Source organism: Azospirillum oryzae, from assembly GCF_008364795.1.
GTDB lineage: Bacteria > Pseudomonadota > Alphaproteobacteria > Azospirillales > Azospirillaceae > Azospirillum > Azospirillum oryzae.
The window spans coordinates 867,049-885,182 of record NZ_VTTM01000001.1; the positions used below are offsets into that span (position 1 = coordinate 867,049).

Below are 18,134 nucleotides of genomic sequence, written 5' to 3' on the forward strand. Positions count from 1 at the left end.
CAGGACTCTGTCGCGGCGCACATCCTGTGGCATAAGGGGCCGCCTACACGCCCCCAAGCACCATGCCTCCAAGGACCCTTGTCGCCCCATGATCCGCTTCGATAACGTCAGCAAGCAGAACGGCCACCGCATCCTGTTCCTGGAGGCCTCCGCGGCGCTCAATCGCGGCGAGAAGATCGGGCTGGTCGGTCCGAATGGTGCCGGCAAGACGACCCTTTTCCGCATGATCACCGGCGAGGAGCAGCCGGACGGCGGTCAGGTCGCCATCGAGAAGCAGGTCAGCATCGGCTATTTCAACCAGGATGTCGGCGAGATGTCCGGCCGTTCCGCCGTGGCGGAGGTGATGGACGGCGCCGGCCCGGTCAGTGTCGTCGCCGCCGAACTGGCGGAGTTGGAAGCCGCCATGGCCGATCCGGATCGCGCAGACGAGATGGACGCCATCATCGAACGCTACGGCGAGGTGCAGGCCCGCTTTGACGAGCTGGGCGGCTATGAGCTGGAGGGCAAGGCGCGCGAGGTGCTGGCCGGCCTCAGCTTCAGCCAGGAGATGATGGACGGTGACGTCGGCGGGCTTTCGGGCGGCTGGAAGATGCGCGTGGCGCTGGCCCGCATCCTGCTGATGCGCCCCGACGCCATGCTGCTCGACGAGCCCAGCAACCATCTGGACATCGAAAGCCTGATCTGGCTGGAAGGCTTCCTGAAGGGCTACGAAGGCGCCCTGCTGATGACCTCGCATGACCGCGAGTTCATGAACCGCATCGTCACCAAGATCATCGAGATCGACGGCGGAACCCTGACCAGCTATTCCGGCGACTACGGCTTCTACGAGAAGCAGCGGGCGCTGAAGGAGAAGCAGCAGGAGGCGCAGTTCGAACGCCAGCAGGCGATGCTGGCGAAGGAGCTGAAGTTCATCGAGCGCTTCAAGGCTCGCGCCTCGCACGCCTCGCAGGTGCAGAGCCGGGTGAAGAAGCTGGACAAGATCGAACGCTTCGAGCCGCCCAAGCGCCGCCAGGTGGTGACCTTCGACTTCCCGCCGGCCCCGCGCTCCGGCGACGACGTGGCGGTTCTGAAGAATGTCCACAAGGGCTATGGCAGCCGCGCCATCTATGAGGGGCTGGACCTGACCATCCGCCGCAAGGAACGCTGGTGCGTGATGGGCGTCAACGGCGCCGGCAAATCGACCCTGCTGAAGCTGATCGCCGGCGCGACCGAACCGGACAGCGGCACCGTCACCGTCGGCGGCAGCGTCAAGATGGGCTATTTCTCGCAGCATGCGATGGAGCTGCTGGACGGCGACCAGACCATCTTTGAATCGCTGGAGGCGCATTTCCCGCAGGCCAGCCAGGGCTCGCTGCGGGCGCTGGCCGGCTGCTTCGGTTTCTCCGGCGACGATGTGGAGAAGAAGTGCCGGGTGCTGTCGGGTGGCGAGAAGGCCCGTCTGGTGATGGCGATCATGCTGTTCAACCCGCCCAACTTCCTGGTGCTGGACGAGCCGACCAACCACCTGGACCTCGACACCAAGCAGATGCTGATCCAGGCGCTGGCGGCCTATGAGGGCACGATGCTGTTCGTGTCGCACGACCGCCATTTCCTGGCGGCATTGTCCAACCGCGTGCTGGAACTGACGCCGGAGGGGATCCACCAGTATGGCGGCGGCTACACCGAATATGTTGAGCGCACCGGGCAGGAGGCGCCGGGGCTGCGGAGTTAAGTTCAGCGCTCTCCCTTCACTCCAAGTGAACGTCCCCTTCAGAACAAGTCATTGGTCGTGAAGGACGACGAGGCGTAGCATCACCTCCGTTGTCAAGACAGCGGAGGCGGACATGCCCTCTCACACGGAATCCCTAGAACGGCTGGGGCTGCGGTCGCCGGTGATCCAGGCGCCGATGGCCGGGGGCGGCGACACGGCGGCGCTGGTGGCGGCGGTCAACGAGGCCGGCGGGCTGGGCTTCGTCGGCGCCGCCTACCTCACACCGGCGCAGATCGCCGAGCGGGCGCGCGACATCCGCGACCGCACCGCCCTGCCCTTCGGCATCAACCTGTTCGCGCCGACGCCGGCACCCGGACCGGCGCCGATGATGGCCGAGGCGATGGCCCGCGTGGCAGACTTCCACGCCGAGCTTGGGTTGCCGGAGGCGGAGGAGCCCGCTTACTCCGGCGATGCGTTCGACCGGCAGATGGCGGCCCTGCTGGACAGCGGAGCGGCCTTCTACAGCGTCACCTTCGGGCTGCCGCCGGCCGACAGCGTCGCCGCGGCCAAGGCGCGCGGCATACGGGTGCTGGGCACCGCGACCACGGTGGCGGAGGCGGTGGCGCTCGAACGGGTCGGCGTCGATGCGGTGATCGCCCAGGGCGGAGAAGCGGGCGGGCATCGCGGCAGCTTCATGGGCGATGCCTGGGAGGATCGGGGGGCCAATCTGGTCGGCACGATGGCGCTGGTGCCGCAGGTGGCGGATGCGGTGGGCGTGCCGGTGATCGCGTCGGGCGGCATCATGGACGGGCGCGGCATAGCGGCGGCGCTGGCGTTGGGTGCGACGGCGGTGCAGATGGGCACCGTCTTCCTGACCACCGAGGAGGCCGGCATTCCGGAGGCGCACAAGGCCGCCATCCTGGCGGCGCGGGAGGACCAGACCCGCATCACCCGCGCCTTCTCCGGCCGGCCGGCGCGCGGCATCGTCAACCGCTTCATGGAGGCGGTGGAGGACCCGGACGCGCCCGACGCGGTATTGCCCTTTCCCTTGCAGAACACGCTGACCCGGCCGCTGCGCACCGTCGCAGGCAAGGCCGGCCGGGCGGAGTTCCTGTCGCTGTGGGCCGGCCAGGGGCTGGGGCTGGCACGGCGGCGCCCGGCCGGTGAACTGGTCGCCGACCTGCTGCGCGGGACCGAGGCGGTACGGCGGCGGCTGGCCGGCTGACCGCCTGTCGAGCGGGGCTGCTCAGCCGGCCTCGACCGACACCCGGTTGCGGCCGCCGCGCTTGGCGGCATAGAGCGCCTGATCGGCGCGGCGGACCAGCGTCATCGCCGGTTCGCCGGGGCGGAACTGGGCGACGCCGACCGACAGGGCGACGGTGCCGTAATTGGCGTTGCGCGCCTTGTTCACGATCTGACGGCCACCGACGAAGGTCCGCACCTGCTCCGCCAGCTTGATGGCGTTTTCCAGGCTGGTGCGCGGCAGGATGATCGCGAACTCCTCGCCGCCATAGCGGGTGGCCGTGTCGCGGCCCTTGATGCATTCGGTCAGCATGCGGGCGACCAGCTTCAGCACATGGTCGCCGACCAGATGGCCGTGGGTGTCGTTGAAGGCCTTGAAATGGTCGATGTCGACCATCAGCAGCGACAGCGGCTGCTCGTCGCGCACGGAGGCCTCCATCGCCTCCTGCAGCATCTGGTCGAAGGCCTTGCGGTTGCCGATGCCGGTCAGCCCGTCGGTCAGCGCCTCGCGCCTGGCGCTGTCCAGGCTGACCCGCATCTCCGCCAGCTGCTGGCTCGATTCCTGAAGCTGGGACTGCAGGGCGGCCTGGCGGTCGACGATCTCCCTTGTTTCCGCGGCGATGGCGGCGATCATGGCGCGCAGTTCCGGCAAGCTGAGCGGCTGGTCCAGTTCTTCACGGAAACCGGACAGGGCGTTGCCGTAGCGCTCCGTCTCCGACCCGACATTGCCCAGCTGTTCCAGGATGCGGCCCAGCGCGAAACGCGCCTTGTCGGAGGTCTCGCGGATCGCCTGCGCTTCCGCATCGGTGGCGAAGAAGCGCTTATACAGCTCGTCGCACAGGGTTTGCGAAACGGCCAGCCCGTCCCGTCGCGCCACATCGACGGCGCGGGTCAGATCGGGGTTGTTCCCGCTGAAATAGACGTACCACAGCGTGAAATTTTCCGGGGTGGGCGCCAGCCCGTCGGACAGCATCCGCTCCATGGCTTTTGCGGCGAGGCCGCTGGAACGCTCGAAATCCTCCGCGGTTGCCACGACTGCCGTCCGTTCAAAAATCATTCGGTTTCGAACGGTACGCGGCGCAAGCCCTTACGGCAAGAAGGTTTTTGGCGGCACGATGAGATGATACAAACGGTTTGATTGCACATCATCCGATTAGTTGCACTGGCCGACCGAGCTTTCCGCACAGATGTGCGTGCCGTCGGTCCAGCGGGCGCCCGACAGGTCGGCATGGCGCAGGTCGGTGCCGGACAATCTGGCACCGGTCAGGTCGGCCCGCGCCAGCGATGCGCCCACCATCTTGGCGTTGCGCAGGTCGGCCTCGCGGAAGCTGGCGCCGGTCAGGTCGGCGCGGGTGAAGTCCGCCTCGATCAGCCGTGCCCTGTCGAACACCGCGCCTGGGGCCGTGGCGCTGATGAACTTGGCGCGATAGCCGTCGGCGTCGGTCAGCTTCGCCTCGCCCAGCGTGGCACGCTGAAAGGTCGCATCGCGCAGCATGGCGCCGCTGAGGTCGACACCGCTCAGCGTCTGCCCCTCCAGCGAGCAGCGGCGCCAATTGACCTTCGGCTTCGCCGCCTCCGTGCAATCGGCCAGCGCCGGCCCGGCGGAAAGGACGGCCAGGACGGCGGCTGCGGCGAAGAGGATGCCGGAACGGAGACGGGGGCGGATCGGCTGGACGGATGCGGTCTTCATTCTTCGATAGATGGGGCCAGCAACCGTCAACTCAACCACCCGGACGCCATCGGCCGGTCTATGGCCCCTCCAGCCGGGCCACCGCCCGTCCGGCCTGCGGCGGCCGGGGACGGGCGGCATGGGCCGCCGCCTGTTCGGCCAGCGCCGCGGCGACGGCGGGCGGGAACGGGCCGGTCTTGCGGGTGCCGAGGTCGACATGCAGCAGCATGAACTCCGCCGTCGCCGCCAGCCAGCCTTCCTCCGCATGCCGCATCTCGTGGAACAGGTGCAGACGCTTGGCATCGGCGCCGAGCAGCAGCGACTCGAAGCGCAGCGGCGTTCCCTCCGCCACCTCGCGGGCGTAGGTCAGGTGGGCATCGACGACGAAGACCGACCGGTTCTCCGCCGCCACATAGGCCTTGCCGATCCCGAACCGGTCGAGCACGGCGTCGGTCGCGTGGTCGAAGGCCAGCAGGTAATAGGCGACGTTCATGTGCCCGTTGTAGTCGATCCACTCCGGGCGAACGGTCTCGCGGTGCAGGGTCAGGGGGGTGGTGGGGGTCATGGAGGAGATCCGGTACCGGCTGAAAGGAAAAGAGAAACGCTATGCAGCGTCGATTCTATCTCATCCAACCACCCGAGTACCTCCGCGGTAGTCGGCTCATCGGACACGTCGCCCGCTTCGCCTGGATATCGGTACAAAGTGGCGAAGGCGGTGAAGCGCCCGAGAGTCGATAGGATTGGTCGCATTGGCAGATCACGCGGAATACGCATGACGAGTGCATCGATATCGTGGGAACGGGGCACGTCCAGGTTCAACCAGACCAACACCGCCTTGACCAACTTCTCCGCAGCCTGCTGACAATGGTACGTGGCAGCCGTGACGATGGGGTTGGGGACGGACAGGCAAGCACGGCCGGCACGCAGGTCGACAGATGCCGATTCCAGCCATGCGTCGGGCCCAACCCTAAGCCCCATAGACCCGCACCCCTTCATGCGTGGCCTTGTAACTCAGCGTGCCGACCTGATCCTTGTTCGCTTCGAAAAAAGAACGCCGGCATGGCACGATATCTGCTGGAATACCGGTCCCGGACTTGGCCGCATGGGCGAACACGGCCGACCGCCGCTCCTTCGGCGCATCGTCCGGGACGATCACCAGCAGGTCGTAATCGCTGTCCTCGTCGAAGTCGCCGCGGGCCCGGCTGCCGAACAGGTAGACGGCTTCCGGCTCCAGGGCCGGCACGATGCGGTCCAGCAGGAGTTGCAGCTTTTCGTCGTTCCGTGCGTCGACAGTGCCCATGGAAATCCTCCGTCGCCCATCCTAACACGGAACGGGCGGCGGAGGATCATTGCTCAAACAGTGGGCGTCACACCGAGAAGTACTTGGCCCGCGGGTGGTGCAGGACGATGGCGGACGTGCTCTGCTCCGGATGCAGTTGGTCCTCGTCCGACATCTCGATGCCGATGCGGCCGGCATCGAGCAGCTTCAGCAGCTGTTCCTGGTCCTTCAGGTTCGGGCAGGCGGGATAGCCGAAGCTGTAGCGGCTGCCGCGGTAGGACTGCTGCAGCAGCTTCTCCTTGTCGCGGCTGTCCTCGGCGCCGTAGCCCAGTTCCGCACGGATGCGGGCGTGGACATATTCCGCCATCGCCTCGGTCATCTCCACCGACAGGCCGTGCAGGTAGAGATAATCCTGATAGCGGTTCTCCGCGAACCATTCGCGCGCCACCTCGGCGCAATGCTGGCCCATGGTGACGACCTGCAGGCCGATCACGTCGCGCTCAGGATCGGTCACGTCGCGCAGGAAGTCGGCGATGCACTCGCCATCCTCCTTGGCCTGACGCGGCAGCGAGAAGCGGGCGGCCTCGGTGGTCCCGTCCTCCTCGAACAGGATGACGTCGTTGCCGTCGGCCGCCGCCTTCCAATAGCCGTAGACGGCGGTCGGGCGCAGGATTTCCTCTTTCGCCGCGATCTGGAGGATGCGGTCGAGCACCGGCCGCAGCTCCTTCTTCGACCACTCCTTGAATTCCTCGAAGGACTTGCCGTCCTTCCGGTAGCCCCATTGCAGCTGGTAGAGCATCCGCTCGTTCAGATAGGTGACCAGCGTCTTCAGCGGCACATGGTCGATCAGCTTCGGCCCCCAGAAGGGCGGGGTCGGCACCGGCACGCCCTCGGCCAGCCGGTGACGGCGGGCGCGGACGGCGTCCTTGTCCACCGGGCCGGTGGCGGCGCTGGTCGCCTGCCCCAGGACCCGGCGGCGGTTGGTCGCCTTGCCGGCGCGCTTGGCCTGCTGGATGGCGAGCTGCTGGTCGAAGCTGCCCTCCACCACCTTGTCCATCAGGGTCAGCCCGTCGAAGGCATCGCCGGCATAGGCGACCCGACCGGAGCCGTAGGAGGCCACGCAGTCGCCCTCGACATAGGCGCGGGTCAGGGCGGCGCCGCCGAGCAGGACCGGCACCTCCAGCCCCTCGCGGGTCATCTCCTCCAGGTTCTCGCGCATCACCACGGTGGACTTCACCAGCAGGCCGGACATGCCGATGGCGGTCGCCTTGTGCTCCTTGGCTGCCTGGATGATGGCGGTGACCGGTTGCTTGATGCCGAGGTTGACGACCTTGTAGCCGTTGTTGGTCAGGATGATGTCGACGAGGTTCTTGCCGATGTCGTGGACGTCGCCCTTCACGGTGGCGAGCACCAGCGTGCCCTTCTGCTGGCCCTCCACCTTCTCCATGTGCGGCTCCAGCCACGCCACGGCGGCCTTCATCGTCTCGGCGGACTGCAGCACGAAGGGAAGCTGCATCTTGCCGGCGCCGAACAGCTCGCCCACCACCTTCATGCCGTCGAGCAGGTAGGTGTTGATGATCTCCAGCGGCGGATGGGTCTTCATCGCCTCGGCCAGGTCGTCCTCAAGACCGGTGCGGTCGCCGTCGACGATGCGCTCCTTCAGCCGCTCTTCGACCGTCTCGGCGCGGGCCTTCTTCTTGGCGTCGGCGGCCTTGCGGCCCTCGAACAGGGCGATGAAGGCCTGGAGCGGGTCGTAACCCTCGGCGCGGCGGTCGAAGATCAGATCCTCGGCGGTCTTGACCTCCTTCTCGGGGATCTGGTGCAGCGGCAGGATCTTGGAGACATGGACGATGGCGCCCGTCATCCCCTTCTTCACCGCATGGTCGAGGAAGACCGAGTTCAGCACATGGCGCGCCGCGGCGTTCAGGCCGAAGGAGACGTTGGACAGGCCCAGGATGATCTGGCAGCCGGGCATCTCGCGGGCGATGGCCTCGATGCCCTCCAACGTCCAGATGGCGAGCTTGCGGTCGTCCTCGTTGCCGGTGGCGATGGTGAAGGTCAGCGGGTCGAACAGCAGGTCGGACGGGGCGAGGCCGTACTCGTTCACCGCCAGATCATAGAGCCGCTTGGCGATTTCCAGCTTGCGGTCCGGCGTCTTCGCCATGCCCTCTTCATCGATGGTCAGGGCGATGACGGCGGCGCCGAACTTCTTGGCGAGCGCCAGACGCAGCCTTGCCGGCTCCTCGCCATCCTCGAAGTTGATGGAGTTGAGGATCGCCTTGCCGCCATAGAGCGCCAGCGCCTGTTCCAGAACCTTGTACTCGGTCGAATCGATCACCAGCGGCGCCGTCACCGATCCGGAGAATCGGGAGATCACCGCGTTCATCTCCGCCACCTCGTCGCGACCGACGAAGGCGGTGCAGACGTCCAGCGAATGGCTGCCCTCCTTCACCTGCTCGCGCGCCATCTCGACGCAGCCGTCCCAGTCGTTCTTCTCCTGCAGCTCGCGCCACTTCTTGGAGCCGTTGGCGTTGCAGCGCTCGCCGATGGCGAAGAAGGCGTTCTCCTGGCGCAGCGTGACCTGGGAGTAGAGCGAGGCCACCGCCGGCACCCAATGGACGGTGCGGCCCTTCGGCGCCGGGCGGTGCGAGCCGGCCGGGGCCAGCTTGCGCAGCATCTGGTTCGCCGCGGCGATGTGGGGCACGTTGGTGCCGCAGCAGCCGCCGACGAGGTTCACCCCGTCCTCCGACACAAAACGCTCCAGCCAATGGGCGAAGTCGTCGGCGCGCAGCGGGTAATGCGTCTTGCCGTCCACCAGTTCGGGCAGGCCGGCGTTCGGCTGGACCGAGATCAGGCCCGGCCAGTTCTGCGACAGCCAGCGCACATGCTCGCTCATCTCCAGCGGGCCGGTTGCGCAGTTCAGGCCCATCAGCGGCACGTCCAGCGCCTGGATGACGGTGGCGGCGGCGGCGATGTCGGTGCCGACCAGCAGCGTGCCGGTGGTCTCCACCGTCACCTGGACGAAGACCGGAGTGTCGGACTTGGCCTCTGCCCGCGCGCGCTTGATGCCGTTGACGGCGGCCTTGATCTGCAAGGGATCCTGGCAGGTCTCGACCAGGATGGCGTCGGCCCCGCCGGCGATCAGACCGGCGGCCTGGACATAGAAGCTGTCTTCAGCCGGCTGATAGGCGATGTGGCCCAGGCTGGGCAGCTTGGTGCCCGGCCCGATCGAGCCGATGACGAAGCGCGGCTGGCCGTCCTTGAAGCTTTCCGCCGCCTCGCGCGCCAGTTCGACGGCGCGCTGGTTGATCTCGAAGGCCTTCTCGGAGATGCCGAACTCGCCCAGCGTCACCGGCGAGGCGCCGAAGGTGTCGGTCTCCACCATGTCGGCGCCGGCTTCGAAATAGCCGCGATGGATATCGCGGACGATGTCCGGTCGCGACAGGGGCAGGATGTCGGTGCAGTTCTCGTGCCCCCAGTAATCCTTCTCGACGTCGAGGTCGAGCGCCTGGATGCGGCTGCCGAACCCGCCGTCGCAAAGCAGAACGCGGTCACGCAGGGTGTCGAGGATGTGGGGCATGGGAATGCGTCTTGTCCGTTATTTGGCGGGGTCGGGGCAGAAGCAGTGTGGTCAGGTGAGGCCGTGGCGGTTGGTGGGCCACCAGCCGGTGTCGAGAAGCTGGTCGAGAGAGTACGGGCATTCGATGGGGAGCGCTCCGGCGGCCTCACCATCGCGCCCCAATCCGTGAGCCGCTACCGGCTGAGCGGTTTCGAAGATGTCCGGCAGGTCGATCTTGCCACGCAAGCTCGGGCTGGCCTTGAGGTCGCGCCTGATCCGGCCGCGATGCTCGATCACCGACGCTTTCCATCCGTCGCGCGGATCGGCTGCGGGAGAGTGCTCCAGCTTCAGCAGATGCTCGATCACACGGACCAGCGCGCTTTCAACCGCGCGCAACTCCGACCGGCCCATGCTCTCGATCTCCTCAGCGACATTCTCCCAATCGATGGGCGTGTTGATGCGCTCCCGCGAGGCTTCACGGAGCAGGCGCGCCTGTTCCTCGGTCCAGGCGAGGAAGTCGGTGTCGTATCCGATCCGGCTGTCCATGGCGTCAGCCCTCCAGCCCATGGCGGTTCATCGGCCACCAGTCGGGATTTCGCAGGTCCTCCAAGGCGTAGGGGCATTCCTTCGGCAGCACGTCAATGGCGATGCCGTCGTCCTGGCAGGCGTCGTCGCGGCCGTCCAACCACGCCTTCTCCAGGATTTCGGCGGGCCAGCGCTGCAGGCTCGGATACTCCTCCAGCTTGTCCTGCAGATGGCGGCGGGCCTTGGTCGCGGAGAACCGCCACTTCCGGCGCGGATAGGGATCGCGCGAATGCTCCATCTTCAGAAGATGCTCGATCACCGTCGCCAAATGGCTGCGGATCGCGTCCTTGACCTGACCGCCCATGATATCGAGTTCCTCGGCGATGTGCTCCCAGTCGATGGGCGAGTTGGAGCGCTCGGTCGCCGCTTCGCGCAGCAGCCGCGCCTGTTCCTGGGTCCAGGCGTAGAAGTCCGTGTCGTGTCCGATCCGGCTGTCCATGGCATCGACCTTCCGCGATAATTCGCCGCCCCAGCATAGCACAGGGCGGCGTCCGGTGCCCTACCCCGCCACCGCTGCGGCGGCGGGCGCGGCCTTGGCCTTCACGCCCAGCATGCGGCAGATGGCGATGGTCAGGTCCGACCGGTTCAGCGTGTAGAAGTGGAAGTCGTTCACGCCCTGCGCCTGCAACGCCTGGCACTGCTCCGCCGCCACCGTCGCGGCGACGAGCTGGCGGGTCTCCGGGTCGTCGTCCAGGCCCTCGAAGGTCTCGGCCAGCTTCGCCGGCATCGAAGCGCCGCACTTGCCGGCGAACTCCACCGCGCGGGCGAAGTTGGTGATCGGCAGGATGCCGGGGACGATCGGCACATGGATGCCGGCGGCCGCACAGCGGTCGAGGAAACGGAAATAGGCGTCGTTGTCGAAGAAGAACTGGGTGATGGCGCGGGTGGCGCCGGCATCGACCTTGCGCTTCAGGTTGTCGAGGTCGAACTGGGCGCTCGGCGCCTCGGGATGGGATTCCGGATAGGCGGCGACCGAAATCTCGAAGTCGGCGATGCGCTTCATCCCCGCGACCAGATCGGCGGCATAGGCATAGCCGCCGGGAAACGGCTCGTACCGGCCGCCGACACCGCCGGCGGTCTCCGGCGGGTCGCCGCGCAGGGCCACCAGATGGCGGATGCCGGCGTCCCAATAGGTGCGGGCGATGGCGTCGATCTCGTCGCGGGTGGCGCCGACGCAGGTGAAGTGGGCGGCGGCCGGGATGCCGGTCTCCGCCTGGATGCGGCAGACGGTGGCGTGGGTGCGCTCGCGGGTCGAGCCGCCGGCGCCGTAGGTCACCGACACGAAGCTGGGCGACAGCGGGGCCAGCCGCCGGATCGACTGCCACAGGCTCTGCTCCATCTTCTCCGACTTGGGCGGGAAGAACTCGAAGCTGATGGAGGGCAGCGAAGAAATGGGCGCGGTCATGACGGGACTCCGCTGAGCGAGTGGGCGGGCTTTTGGATTTGCGGGGACGAAATCTGGACACCGGCCGCAAGACGGGTGGCCGGCCAGATCGAAACGGTGAGGGGGTCGCCCGACAGATGCACCACCGGACCGCAGTCCAGGCCGGACTGGTGGCACCAGCCGGCGACCTCGGCGTCCGAGAAGCCCAGGCGGCGGTGCGCATGCTCCTCGCGCAGGGCTTCCAGATGATGGGGGGCGAAATCGACGACCAGCAGCAGGCCGCCGGGGCGCAGGACCCGCGCCGCCTCGGCCAGGACGCCGGCCGGCGATTCGGTGTAATGCAGCACCTGATGGATCACCGCGGCGTCGAAGGAGCCGGAGGGGAACGGCAGCTGGTACATGTCGGCCTGACGGACGTGGCAGTGGCGCAAGCCCGCCTCCTCCAGCCGGTTGCGGGCGACGGCCAGCATTTCGCGCGACTGGTCTACCCCGATCGCGCGATGGACGCGCCTGGCCAGCACCTCCAGCATCCTTCCGGTGCCGGTGCCGATATCAAGCAGCTCCTCCACCCCCTCCTTCGGGAACAGGCGCAGCAGAGCGGCCTCGACCTCGCCTTCCGCAACGTGAAGGGAGCGGATTTCGTGCCAGCGCGCGGCATTCTCACGGAAATAGGCGGCGGCGGTCTCCGACCGGGCGCGCTTGATGGCGTCCAGCCGCTCCAGATCCAGGATCAGGGTGGGATCGTCCGCGGGGATGGCGGCGACCAGCACCCGCGCCAGCTCGGCCGACTGCCCCTTCTCGGCGAGGCGGTAGAAGGCGAAGGTGCCCTCGCGGAAACGGTCGAGCAGGCCGGCGTCGCACAGAAGCTTCAGATGGCGCGAGACGCGCGGCTGGCTCTGCCCCAGGATCTGGGTCAGCTCCGTCACCGTCAGTTCGCCATGCGCGCAGAGCGCGAGCAGCCTGAGCCTGGTCGTTTCGGCCGCCGCCTTCAGCGTCGCAAGCAGATCGTCCATCGCCTCACGTCCGATTCGGGCCAGGGGAAGGGCCAGAGAGGGTGGTGGCCAGCCGATGCACCATGCCCGGCCGCTCCTGATACAGATATAAAGATATCTTTATGCGTCGTAAACCGCTTTTCGCGAACGGCAGCGGCAATGGCCGCGAAACGGCCTCGCCGGGCCGCTTCCACTGCGCAGTTCCGCGGTCCGAACCGAGCCTGCGCAAACTTTCCCGCGGTTCTGCGGCAAAGCCGCCACAATCGTCGCGCCGTTCCGGAGATCAGGCCCGCGCATGCTGGTCAAAGGGCCAAGCCTGTGTTAGGTCAGGAAACGGTGGAAATTCTGCGATATCTCGCCCAATCTTCCCCCCGACCGCGTAGCCACCTTGCCAGGGTTGAGGACTTCGGCCACCGGAGTCTTCGGTTGTGGACAGGACATGCGACGCCCCGCACCTGAGTCGAGCCCACAGATAAAGAGCCGTCGCACATGAAGCTGGCCAGCCTTTCCCGCTCCCTCCTCCGTTCGGCCACCGTCCTGGCCTTCGCCCTGACGGCCACCGCCTGCGCGACCAATCCGGGCGACTCGGGTGCTTCGGATGCGGCCTACCAGGTCAGCGATCCGCTGGAAATCCCCAACCGCTTCGTCTTCGCCGCCAACGAGGCGGCCGACGTCCTGGTGATCCGCCCGGCGGCGGAGGTCTATGTGGGCATCGTGCCCGATCCGGTTCGCGACGCGATCCACAACTTCATCGACAACCTGATGGCGCCGCTCTACATCGCCAACAACCTGCTGCAGGGCAATGTCGAAGGGGCGACGAACGCCACCGGCCGCTTCATGACCAACACCATCCTGGGCGTGGGCGGTCTCGCCGACGTCGCCACCCAGGCCGGCATCCCGCATGCGCCGGAGGATTTCGGCCAGACCCTGGCGGTATGGGGCGTGGGCGACGGCCCGTATCTGGTCCTGCCGCTGCTCGGCCCGTCGAACCTGCGCGACACCGCTGGCTATGCCGTCGACACCGTCGGCGACCCGGTCCGCATCTGGGCCTACGGCACCGATCACAAGGGCGCCTACATGACCCGCGGCATCGTCAGCGCCATCGACCGCCGGTCGGAGGTGCTGAAGGAGGTCGACGACCTGCGCCGCAACTCGCTGGACTTCTACGCCACCGTGCGCAGCCTGTACCAGCAGCAGCGCCGCGCGGCGATCAACAACAACAAGGCGCCGGCCACGCCGGAATTCCCGGACTTCTCCACTCAGCAGCCGAAGCCCTGAGGCTTCGGTCGCGCCGGAACCGCCGTGCCCTGTCCGTCAGGTCGGGAGCGGCGGCCGGTCCCGCGGACGCGGGCAGCCGACCGGCAGAGGCCGCCCCAAAAGCGTTCAGATGCCGCCAAAGGCCAGATGACCGTTGACAAAGTCGCCGCAACAGCCACTTTTCGCCCTATCATGCTGACACGCCGCCAGTTTGTCGCGTGCGCTGCCCTGCTCGCGGTGAGCGGTTGGGCCGGCCACACTCTCATCTCCCCCGCCGCAGCGCAGAGCGCGGACCAGGGGGCAGCCTCGTTCATCCAGAAATTGGGGAACGACGCCATCGCAACCTTCTCGGACAAGAGCCTGTCGCGCGATCAGGCGATCCAGCGCTTCCGCAAGCTGCTGTACGCCGGCTTCGACGTGCCGTACATCGGGCGCTGGGTGCTGGGCCGCTACTGGAACAACGCCAACGAGGCGCAGCGGACCGAGTACCAGAAGCTGTTCGAACAGCTGATCGTCAACACCTATGCCGAGCGTTTCGTCGAATATTCGGGCGAGACCTTCAAGATCACCGGCGTCGCCCCGGCCGGTGAATCGGACAGCATGGTGACGACGCAGATCGTCCGCCCCAACGGCCCGCCGGTGAATGTCAGCTGGCGCGTCCGCAAGGTCGGCGCCGACTACAAGATCATCGACGTGGTGGTGGAGAATGTCAGCATGGGCGTGACCCAGCGGCAGGAATTCGCCTCCGTCATCGAACAGAATGGCGGCCGCGTCGATGGCTTGATCCAGGCGTTGCGCCAGAAGGTTGGCCGCGCCGGCTGACAGCCGGGCGGCAAGGCAGACAACAATCCGTGAAAGGCCGCTTTCCCCGAGGGGACGCGGCCTTTTTCTTGTCCGGATTGCCGGTGCCGACATTGGCCGGACGTTCAGAATCCGTGACGCGCCTGCCCGAACGGGCTATCGTTGCACCGACGCTGCTGTCTTTCGTCATACGGTGGATCCGGGAACCCGACGCCATGGCCGAACGCGATCCGAAAGAGATCGACGAACTCCGGACGATCATCCAGGCGCATCAGGCGTGGCTAAAGCGTCCGTCCAGCGGCCGGCGCGCCGATCTCAGTTTCCGCGATCTGTCGCGGCTGAACCTGGAGCGCGTGTCACTGGCCGGCGCCAAGCTGGCCGGCGCCAACCTCGGCAATACCCGGATGGTGAAGGCCGACCTGTCGCAGGCCGATCTGTTCGGCGCCGATATGGAGGCGGTGAACCTGACCGGCGCCATCCTGACCGGCGCCGATCTGCGCGGAGCCAACCTGCACCGCGCGCTGCTGACCGACGCCAACCTGCGCGGCGCCGATTTCCGCGCGGGCGAGCTGGTGGACAGCGGCGGTGTTCAGGATGGCGGGCCGAAGGCCGCCCGCGGCACCGGCACCACCCGGCTGACCGAGGCGAAGATGGAGCGGTCGATCCTGGCCGGCGCCAATTTCTCCGGCTGTGACCTAACCGGCGCCGACCTGAACGATGCCGACCTGACCGGGGCGGAGCTGACCTCGGCCGTGCTGATGGGCACCGATTTCTGCGGCGCCAACCTGGACGGGGCCGTGTTCGGCAACACGGTGATGGACCATGCCACCCTGACCCGCACCTTCATCCCCTTCGCCCTGCCCCCCGACGCCATCGTCCGGCCCAGCTACACCGCGATGCCGGTCGCCGAGTTCCTGGAACTGGTGGAGCGGCACGAACGCTGGGTCGACAGCGGCGGCGCGGAGGGGGCGCGGCTCGACCTCGACCTCGTGTCGGTGGCCGGGGCGGACCTGCATGGGCGGACGCTGGCGGCGGCCCGGCTGCGCCGCTGCCGCCTGCCGGGCGCCCGCCTGACCAAGGCCAGCCTGGAAATGGCGGAGCTGTCCTACATCGACCTGGACGAGGCCGACCTGCGCGACGCCGTGCTGCGCGGAGCCACCTTGCGCCGCGCCTATCTGGCACACACGTTGATGACCGGGGTGGACGCCCGCCCGGTGCCGCTGGCCGGCGGCCGCGACTGGCCGGCCAATTTCGAAGGCGCCGACTTCTCCGACTCCGACCTGCGCGACTCCACCATGGGTCCGGCGATCGTGCGCGGTGCCGTGTTCAAGAATGCCCTGACCGACCGCTCCGGCATCGACATCGCCGGCGCATCCAGCCCCTTCCCCCCTCCCCCACCGGAGGAGCGGCGGCGGCAGAAGCGTTTCGTCCGGCCCGGCATGGTCGTCCACACCGACCATGGCAGCTTCCCCGCCCGCAACTGGTCGGTGGGGGGCTTGTGCCTGCTGGCGGTCAACCAGCCCTACCAGCGCGGCCAGACCTTCCAGGCCCGCGTCGTTCTTGCCGACCGGCAGGAGGTGGCCGCCGTCGCCAACCTGGTCGTCCTGCATCGTGATGAGGAGCGCGGGCAGCTGTCCGTCCGCTTCCATCAGTATGGCGACGACCTGAAGATGCTGCTGAAGACCGCCTTCCTGGAGCACCAGAAGATGGTGGGCTGAGGCCGGCAGTCACTCCGACTTCCGCCGAACCATTCGAAAACACAGGATCGTTGATTCTCCGAAACGAATAGGGGGAACGATCCGAAGGGCCTCCTGTTTGATGGGAGCACGCCGGATGGGGGCACGACCCGCGCCGGTCGACACCCGAAGGAGGCTCCCATGGCAGACGAACAGAAACCCAGGAAAGTTGGTGTGTATGACTCCGTGACCGGAGCCGGCAGTTCGGGCATGAACTGGATGTGGATCATCATCGGCCTGATCGTGGTCGCGATCGTCCTCTATCTCCTGTTCCGCTGACCCGGCGGCACCCGCCGCCATGACGGCCGAAAACGGACCGCCTCCCGCCCGGACCATCGAAGAGGGCGATGCGGTCATTCCCCTGCACGACGAATCGGTGACCGTCGGCAAGCAGCGGGTGGAACGAAGCCGCGTCCGCGTCACCACGCGCGTGTCCGAACGCGAAGAGATGGTCCGCGAAGCGCTGGAGCACGAAGAGGCCACGGTCACCCGCGTTCCGATCGACCGAGAGATCGACGCCCATCCCGGCATCCGCCAGGAGGGGGACGTGACGGTGATCCCACTGGTCGAGGAGGTGCTGGTGGTGGAGCGCCGCCTGATTCTGCGTGAAGAACTGCACATCCGCAAATCCCGGCAGATCGTCGAGGTCGAGCAGCCCGTCACCCTGCGTTCCGAAGAGGCGGTGGTGGAGCGGGTCACAGCCCCGACCGCACCCGTCCGGTCCCCCAATCAGAACATGTCCGAGGAGTAACGCCGATGACCAAGACCATCATCGCACTCTATGACCACCGATCCGACGCCGAAACCGCTTCGCGCGATCTGCAGGCCGCCGGCTTCGAATCCAGCGCCATCGAAATCCTGTCGCACGGCGACCTGATCGGCGGCAACTGGGGCAGCGGCATGACCGATACCACCACCGGCGACGCCTCCCTGGGCGCGGCGGGCGGCATGGCCCGCACCGACCTGTCCACCGGCTACGTCGCCTCGCCCAACACGGTGCCGGGCAGCGGCATTGGGAGCAGCGGCATTGGGACCGGCACGACCGCGACGGGGAGCACGGGCTACACAGGCTCCACGACCGGCACCGGTTCGGGCGGCATGCTGACCCGCCTTGCCGGCTGGGGCGTGCCGAACCAGGATGCGCAGGTCTATGCCGAAGGCGTTCGCCGCGGCGGCTCGCTGCTGAAAGTCCGGTTGGACGAGGACGATGTCGACCGCGCCATGGAGGTGCTGGAGCGCGGCAACGTGGTGGATGTCGAGGAGCGCGGCAGCGCCTATCGCGAGTCCGGCTGGACCGGCTACGACGAGACCGCCGACTATTATGACGACCGCTCGGCCGAAGAGGAGCGGCTGCGCTATTCGCCGGGCCGCACCACTGACACGACGGCCGGCCTGACCGGCGCCGCGGCGGCCATGCGCGACGTGAACACCGAAACCACCCGCAGCGGCACCTCCGAACGCGAGGAACAGATCCCGATCGTCGAGGAGCAGGTGAACATCGGCAAGCGCACCGTCGAGCGCGGTGGCGTCCGCGTCCGCAGCTATGTCGTCGAGACGCCGGTGGAGGAGCAGGTGCGCCTGCGCGACGAGACGGTCACCGTCGAGCGCCGCCCCGGCGGCATGGCCTCAAGCGGATTGGGGGGCAGCGCCGACGTTCCGGCCGACGCCTTCCGCGAGCGCACCATCGAGGTGACGGAGACCGACGAGGAAGCGGTGGTCAGCAAGACCGCCCATGTCCGCGAGACGGTCGTGGTCCGCAAGGACGTCGAGGAACGCGCCCAGAGCGTTCGCGACACCGTCCGCCGCACCGAGGTGGAAATCGAGGACACGCGGGACAAGAACCAGCCCGACCGCCGCACCGACCGGTCGGACGACGTGACCCGCTGACCGTCCCGACCGTTCACGGGCAAGAAAAAGGCCGCCCCTTCCAGCCGGAGGGG

At 67.5% G+C, this 18,134-nt stretch carries 18 protein-coding genes; 8 read left to right on the top strand and 10 right to left on the bottom strand.

Annotation, left to right across the window (positions count from 1 at the left end; all coding sequences use genetic code 11):
• Nucleotides 1-88: 88 nt before the first annotated feature.
• A complete protein-coding gene (locus FZ938_RS04175; RefSeq protein ID WP_149197361.1) occupies nucleotides 89-1,711 on the top strand; it encodes an ABC-F family ATP-binding cassette domain-containing protein in 1,623 nt (540 codons plus the stop codon).
• 112 nt (nucleotides 1,712-1,823) lie between these two features.
• Nucleotides 1,824-2,915 (top strand): NAD(P)H-dependent flavin oxidoreductase, encoded by a 1,092-nt coding sequence (locus FZ938_RS04180; RefSeq protein WP_149197362.1) that lies wholly within the window; start codon nucleotides 1,824-1,826, stop codon nucleotides 2,913-2,915.
• 21 nt (nucleotides 2,916-2,936) lie between these two features.
• Here FZ938_RS04180 and FZ938_RS04185 read toward each other — a convergent pair whose 3' ends face one another.
• The 10 genes from FZ938_RS04185 to FZ938_RS04230 form a co-directional block, all read right to left on the bottom strand.
• Nucleotides 2,937-3,965, bottom strand: a complete 1,029-nt coding sequence (locus tag FZ938_RS04185) for a GGDEF domain-containing protein (protein ID WP_149197363.1) — start codon at nucleotides 3,963-3,965, stop codon at nucleotides 2,937-2,939.
• Between the two features lie 120 nt (nucleotides 3,966-4,085).
• On the bottom strand, nucleotides 4,086-4,622 hold the full coding sequence (locus FZ938_RS04190; protein ID WP_174757317.1) for a pentapeptide repeat-containing protein: 537 nt from the start codon (nucleotides 4,620-4,622) through the stop codon (nucleotides 4,086-4,088).
• 58 nt (nucleotides 4,623-4,680) lie between these two features.
• Nucleotides 4,681-5,166, bottom strand: a complete 486-nt coding sequence (locus FZ938_RS04195) for a thioesterase family protein (protein WP_149197364.1) — start codon at nucleotides 5,164-5,166, stop codon at nucleotides 4,681-4,683.
• A complete protein-coding gene (locus FZ938_RS31495) occupies nucleotides 5,163-5,597 on the bottom strand; it encodes a HEPN domain-containing protein (RefSeq protein ID WP_149197365.1) in 435 nt (144 codons plus the stop codon). The genes FZ938_RS04195 and FZ938_RS31495 overlap by 4 nt, the downstream gene beginning before the upstream one ends.
• On the bottom strand, nucleotides 5,569-5,901 hold the full coding sequence (locus FZ938_RS04205; protein ID WP_149197366.1) for a nucleotidyltransferase domain-containing protein: 333 nt from the start codon (nucleotides 5,899-5,901) through the stop codon (nucleotides 5,569-5,571). Before FZ938_RS04205 ends, FZ938_RS31495 begins: the two co-directional genes overlap by 29 nt.
• 67 nt (nucleotides 5,902-5,968) lie before the next feature.
• Nucleotides 5,969-9,460: a methionine synthase gene (gene metH / locus FZ938_RS04210; RefSeq protein WP_149197367.1), complete on the bottom strand. Its 3,492-nt coding sequence runs from the start codon at nucleotides 9,458-9,460 to the stop codon at nucleotides 5,969-5,971.
• A 51-nt stretch (nucleotides 9,461-9,511) separates the two neighbouring features.
• Nucleotides 9,512-9,985 carry a DUF29 domain-containing protein gene (locus FZ938_RS04215; protein WP_246457506.1) on the bottom strand — a complete coding sequence of 158 codons (474 nt, stop codon included), beginning with the start codon at nucleotides 9,983-9,985 and terminating at the stop codon, nucleotides 9,512-9,514.
• Between the two features lie 4 nt (nucleotides 9,986-9,989).
• Nucleotides 9,990-10,463 (bottom strand): DUF29 domain-containing protein, encoded by a 474-nt coding sequence (locus FZ938_RS04220; protein WP_149197369.1) that lies wholly within the window; start codon nucleotides 10,461-10,463, stop codon nucleotides 9,990-9,992.
• 60 nt (nucleotides 10,464-10,523) lie between these two features.
• The gene (gene metF, locus FZ938_RS04225; protein ID WP_149197370.1) at nucleotides 10,524-11,429 is read right to left on the bottom strand and encodes a methylenetetrahydrofolate reductase [NAD(P)H]; all 906 of its coding nucleotides are present in this window, start codon (nucleotides 11,427-11,429) and stop codon (nucleotides 10,524-10,526) included.
• Complete coding sequence (locus FZ938_RS04230) at nucleotides 11,426-12,421, bottom strand: ArsR/SmtB family transcription factor (RefSeq protein ID WP_149197371.1); 996 nt, start codon at nucleotides 12,419-12,421, stop codon at nucleotides 11,426-11,428. The genes metF and FZ938_RS04230 overlap by 4 nt, the downstream gene beginning before the upstream one ends.
• Nucleotides 12,422-12,889: 468 nt before the next feature.
• Here FZ938_RS04230 and FZ938_RS04235 point away from each other — a divergent pair, with 468 nt between their 5' ends.
• The 6 genes from FZ938_RS04235 to FZ938_RS04255 all read left to right on the top strand — a co-directional run bounded on the left by FZ938_RS04235 (nucleotide 12,890) and on the right by FZ938_RS04255 (nucleotide 18,081).
• The gene (locus tag FZ938_RS04235) at nucleotides 12,890-13,678 is read left to right on the top strand and encodes an MlaA family lipoprotein (RefSeq protein WP_149197372.1); all 789 of its coding nucleotides are present in this window, start codon (nucleotides 12,890-12,892) and stop codon (nucleotides 13,676-13,678) included.
• 216 nt (nucleotides 13,679-13,894) lie between these two features.
• Nucleotides 13,895-14,479, top strand: coding sequence for an MlaC/ttg2D family ABC transporter substrate-binding protein (locus FZ938_RS04240; RefSeq protein ID WP_246457508.1), 585 nt, complete (start codon nucleotides 13,895-13,897; stop codon nucleotides 14,477-14,479).
• A 194-nt stretch (nucleotides 14,480-14,673) separates the two neighbouring features.
• Nucleotides 14,674-16,176, top strand: coding sequence for a pentapeptide repeat-containing protein (locus FZ938_RS04245; protein ID WP_149197374.1), 1,503 nt, complete (start codon nucleotides 14,674-14,676; stop codon nucleotides 16,174-16,176).
• Between the two features lie 159 nt (nucleotides 16,177-16,335).
• The gene (locus FZ938_RS30430) at nucleotides 16,336-16,473 is read left to right on the top strand and encodes a hypothetical protein (RefSeq protein WP_174757320.1); all 138 of its coding nucleotides are present in this window, start codon (nucleotides 16,336-16,338) and stop codon (nucleotides 16,471-16,473) included.
• A 19-nt stretch (nucleotides 16,474-16,492) separates the two neighbouring features.
• Complete coding sequence (locus FZ938_RS04250; protein ID WP_149197375.1) at nucleotides 16,493-16,945, top strand: YsnF/AvaK domain-containing protein; 453 nt, start codon at nucleotides 16,493-16,495, stop codon at nucleotides 16,943-16,945.
• Nucleotides 16,946-16,950: 5 nt separating this feature from the next.
• Nucleotides 16,951-18,081, top strand: a complete 1,131-nt coding sequence (locus FZ938_RS04255; RefSeq protein WP_149197376.1) for a YsnF/AvaK domain-containing protein — start codon at nucleotides 16,951-16,953, stop codon at nucleotides 18,079-18,081.
• Nucleotides 18,082-18,134 lie beyond the last annotated feature (53 nt).

Coding starts and splice junctions, on each gene's coding strand:
- FZ938_RS04175 (WP_149197361.1), top strand. CDS start 89: ATGATCCGCTTCGATAACGTCAGCAAGCAGAACGGCCACCGCATCCTG.
- FZ938_RS04180 (WP_149197362.1), top strand. CDS start 1,824: ATGCCCTCTCACACGGAATCCCTAGAACGGCTGGGGCTGCGGTCGCCG.
- FZ938_RS04190 (WP_174757317.1), bottom strand. CDS start 4,622: ATGAAGACCGCATCCGTCCAGCCGATCCGCCCCCGTCTCCGTTCCGGC.
- FZ938_RS04195 (WP_149197364.1), bottom strand. CDS start 5,166: ATGACCCCCACCACCCCCCTGACCCTGCACCGCGAGACCGTTCGCCCG.
- FZ938_RS31495 (WP_149197365.1), bottom strand. CDS start 5,597: ATGAAGGGGTGCGGGTCTATGGGGCTTAGGGTTGGGCCCGACGCATGG.
- FZ938_RS04205 (WP_149197366.1), bottom strand. CDS start 5,901: ATGGGCACTGTCGACGCACGGAACGACGAAAAGCTGCAACTCCTGCTG.
- metH (WP_149197367.1), bottom strand. CDS start 9,460: ATGCCCCACATCCTCGACACCCTGCGTGACCGCGTTCTGCTTTGCGAC.
- FZ938_RS04215 (WP_246457506.1), bottom strand. CDS start 9,985: ATGGACAGCCGGATCGGATACGACACCGACTTCCTCGCCTGGACCGAG.
- FZ938_RS04220 (WP_149197369.1), bottom strand. CDS start 10,463: ATGGACAGCCGGATCGGACACGACACGGACTTCTACGCCTGGACCCAG.
- metF (WP_149197370.1), bottom strand. CDS start 11,429: ATGACCGCGCCCATTTCTTCGCTGCCCTCCATCAGCTTCGAGTTCTTC.
- FZ938_RS04230 (WP_149197371.1), bottom strand. CDS start 12,421: ATGGACGATCTGCTTGCGACGCTGAAGGCGGCGGCCGAAACGACCAGG.
- FZ938_RS04235 (WP_149197372.1), top strand. CDS start 12,890: ATGAAGCTGGCCAGCCTTTCCCGCTCCCTCCTCCGTTCGGCCACCGTC.
- FZ938_RS04245 (WP_149197374.1), top strand. CDS start 14,674: ATGGCCGAACGCGATCCGAAAGAGATCGACGAACTCCGGACGATCATC.
- FZ938_RS30430 (WP_174757320.1), top strand. CDS start 16,336: ATGGCAGACGAACAGAAACCCAGGAAAGTTGGTGTGTATGACTCCGTG.
- FZ938_RS04250 (WP_149197375.1), top strand. CDS start 16,493: ATGACGGCCGAAAACGGACCGCCTCCCGCCCGGACCATCGAAGAGGGC.
- FZ938_RS04255 (WP_149197376.1), top strand. CDS start 16,951: ATGACCAAGACCATCATCGCACTCTATGACCACCGATCCGACGCCGAA.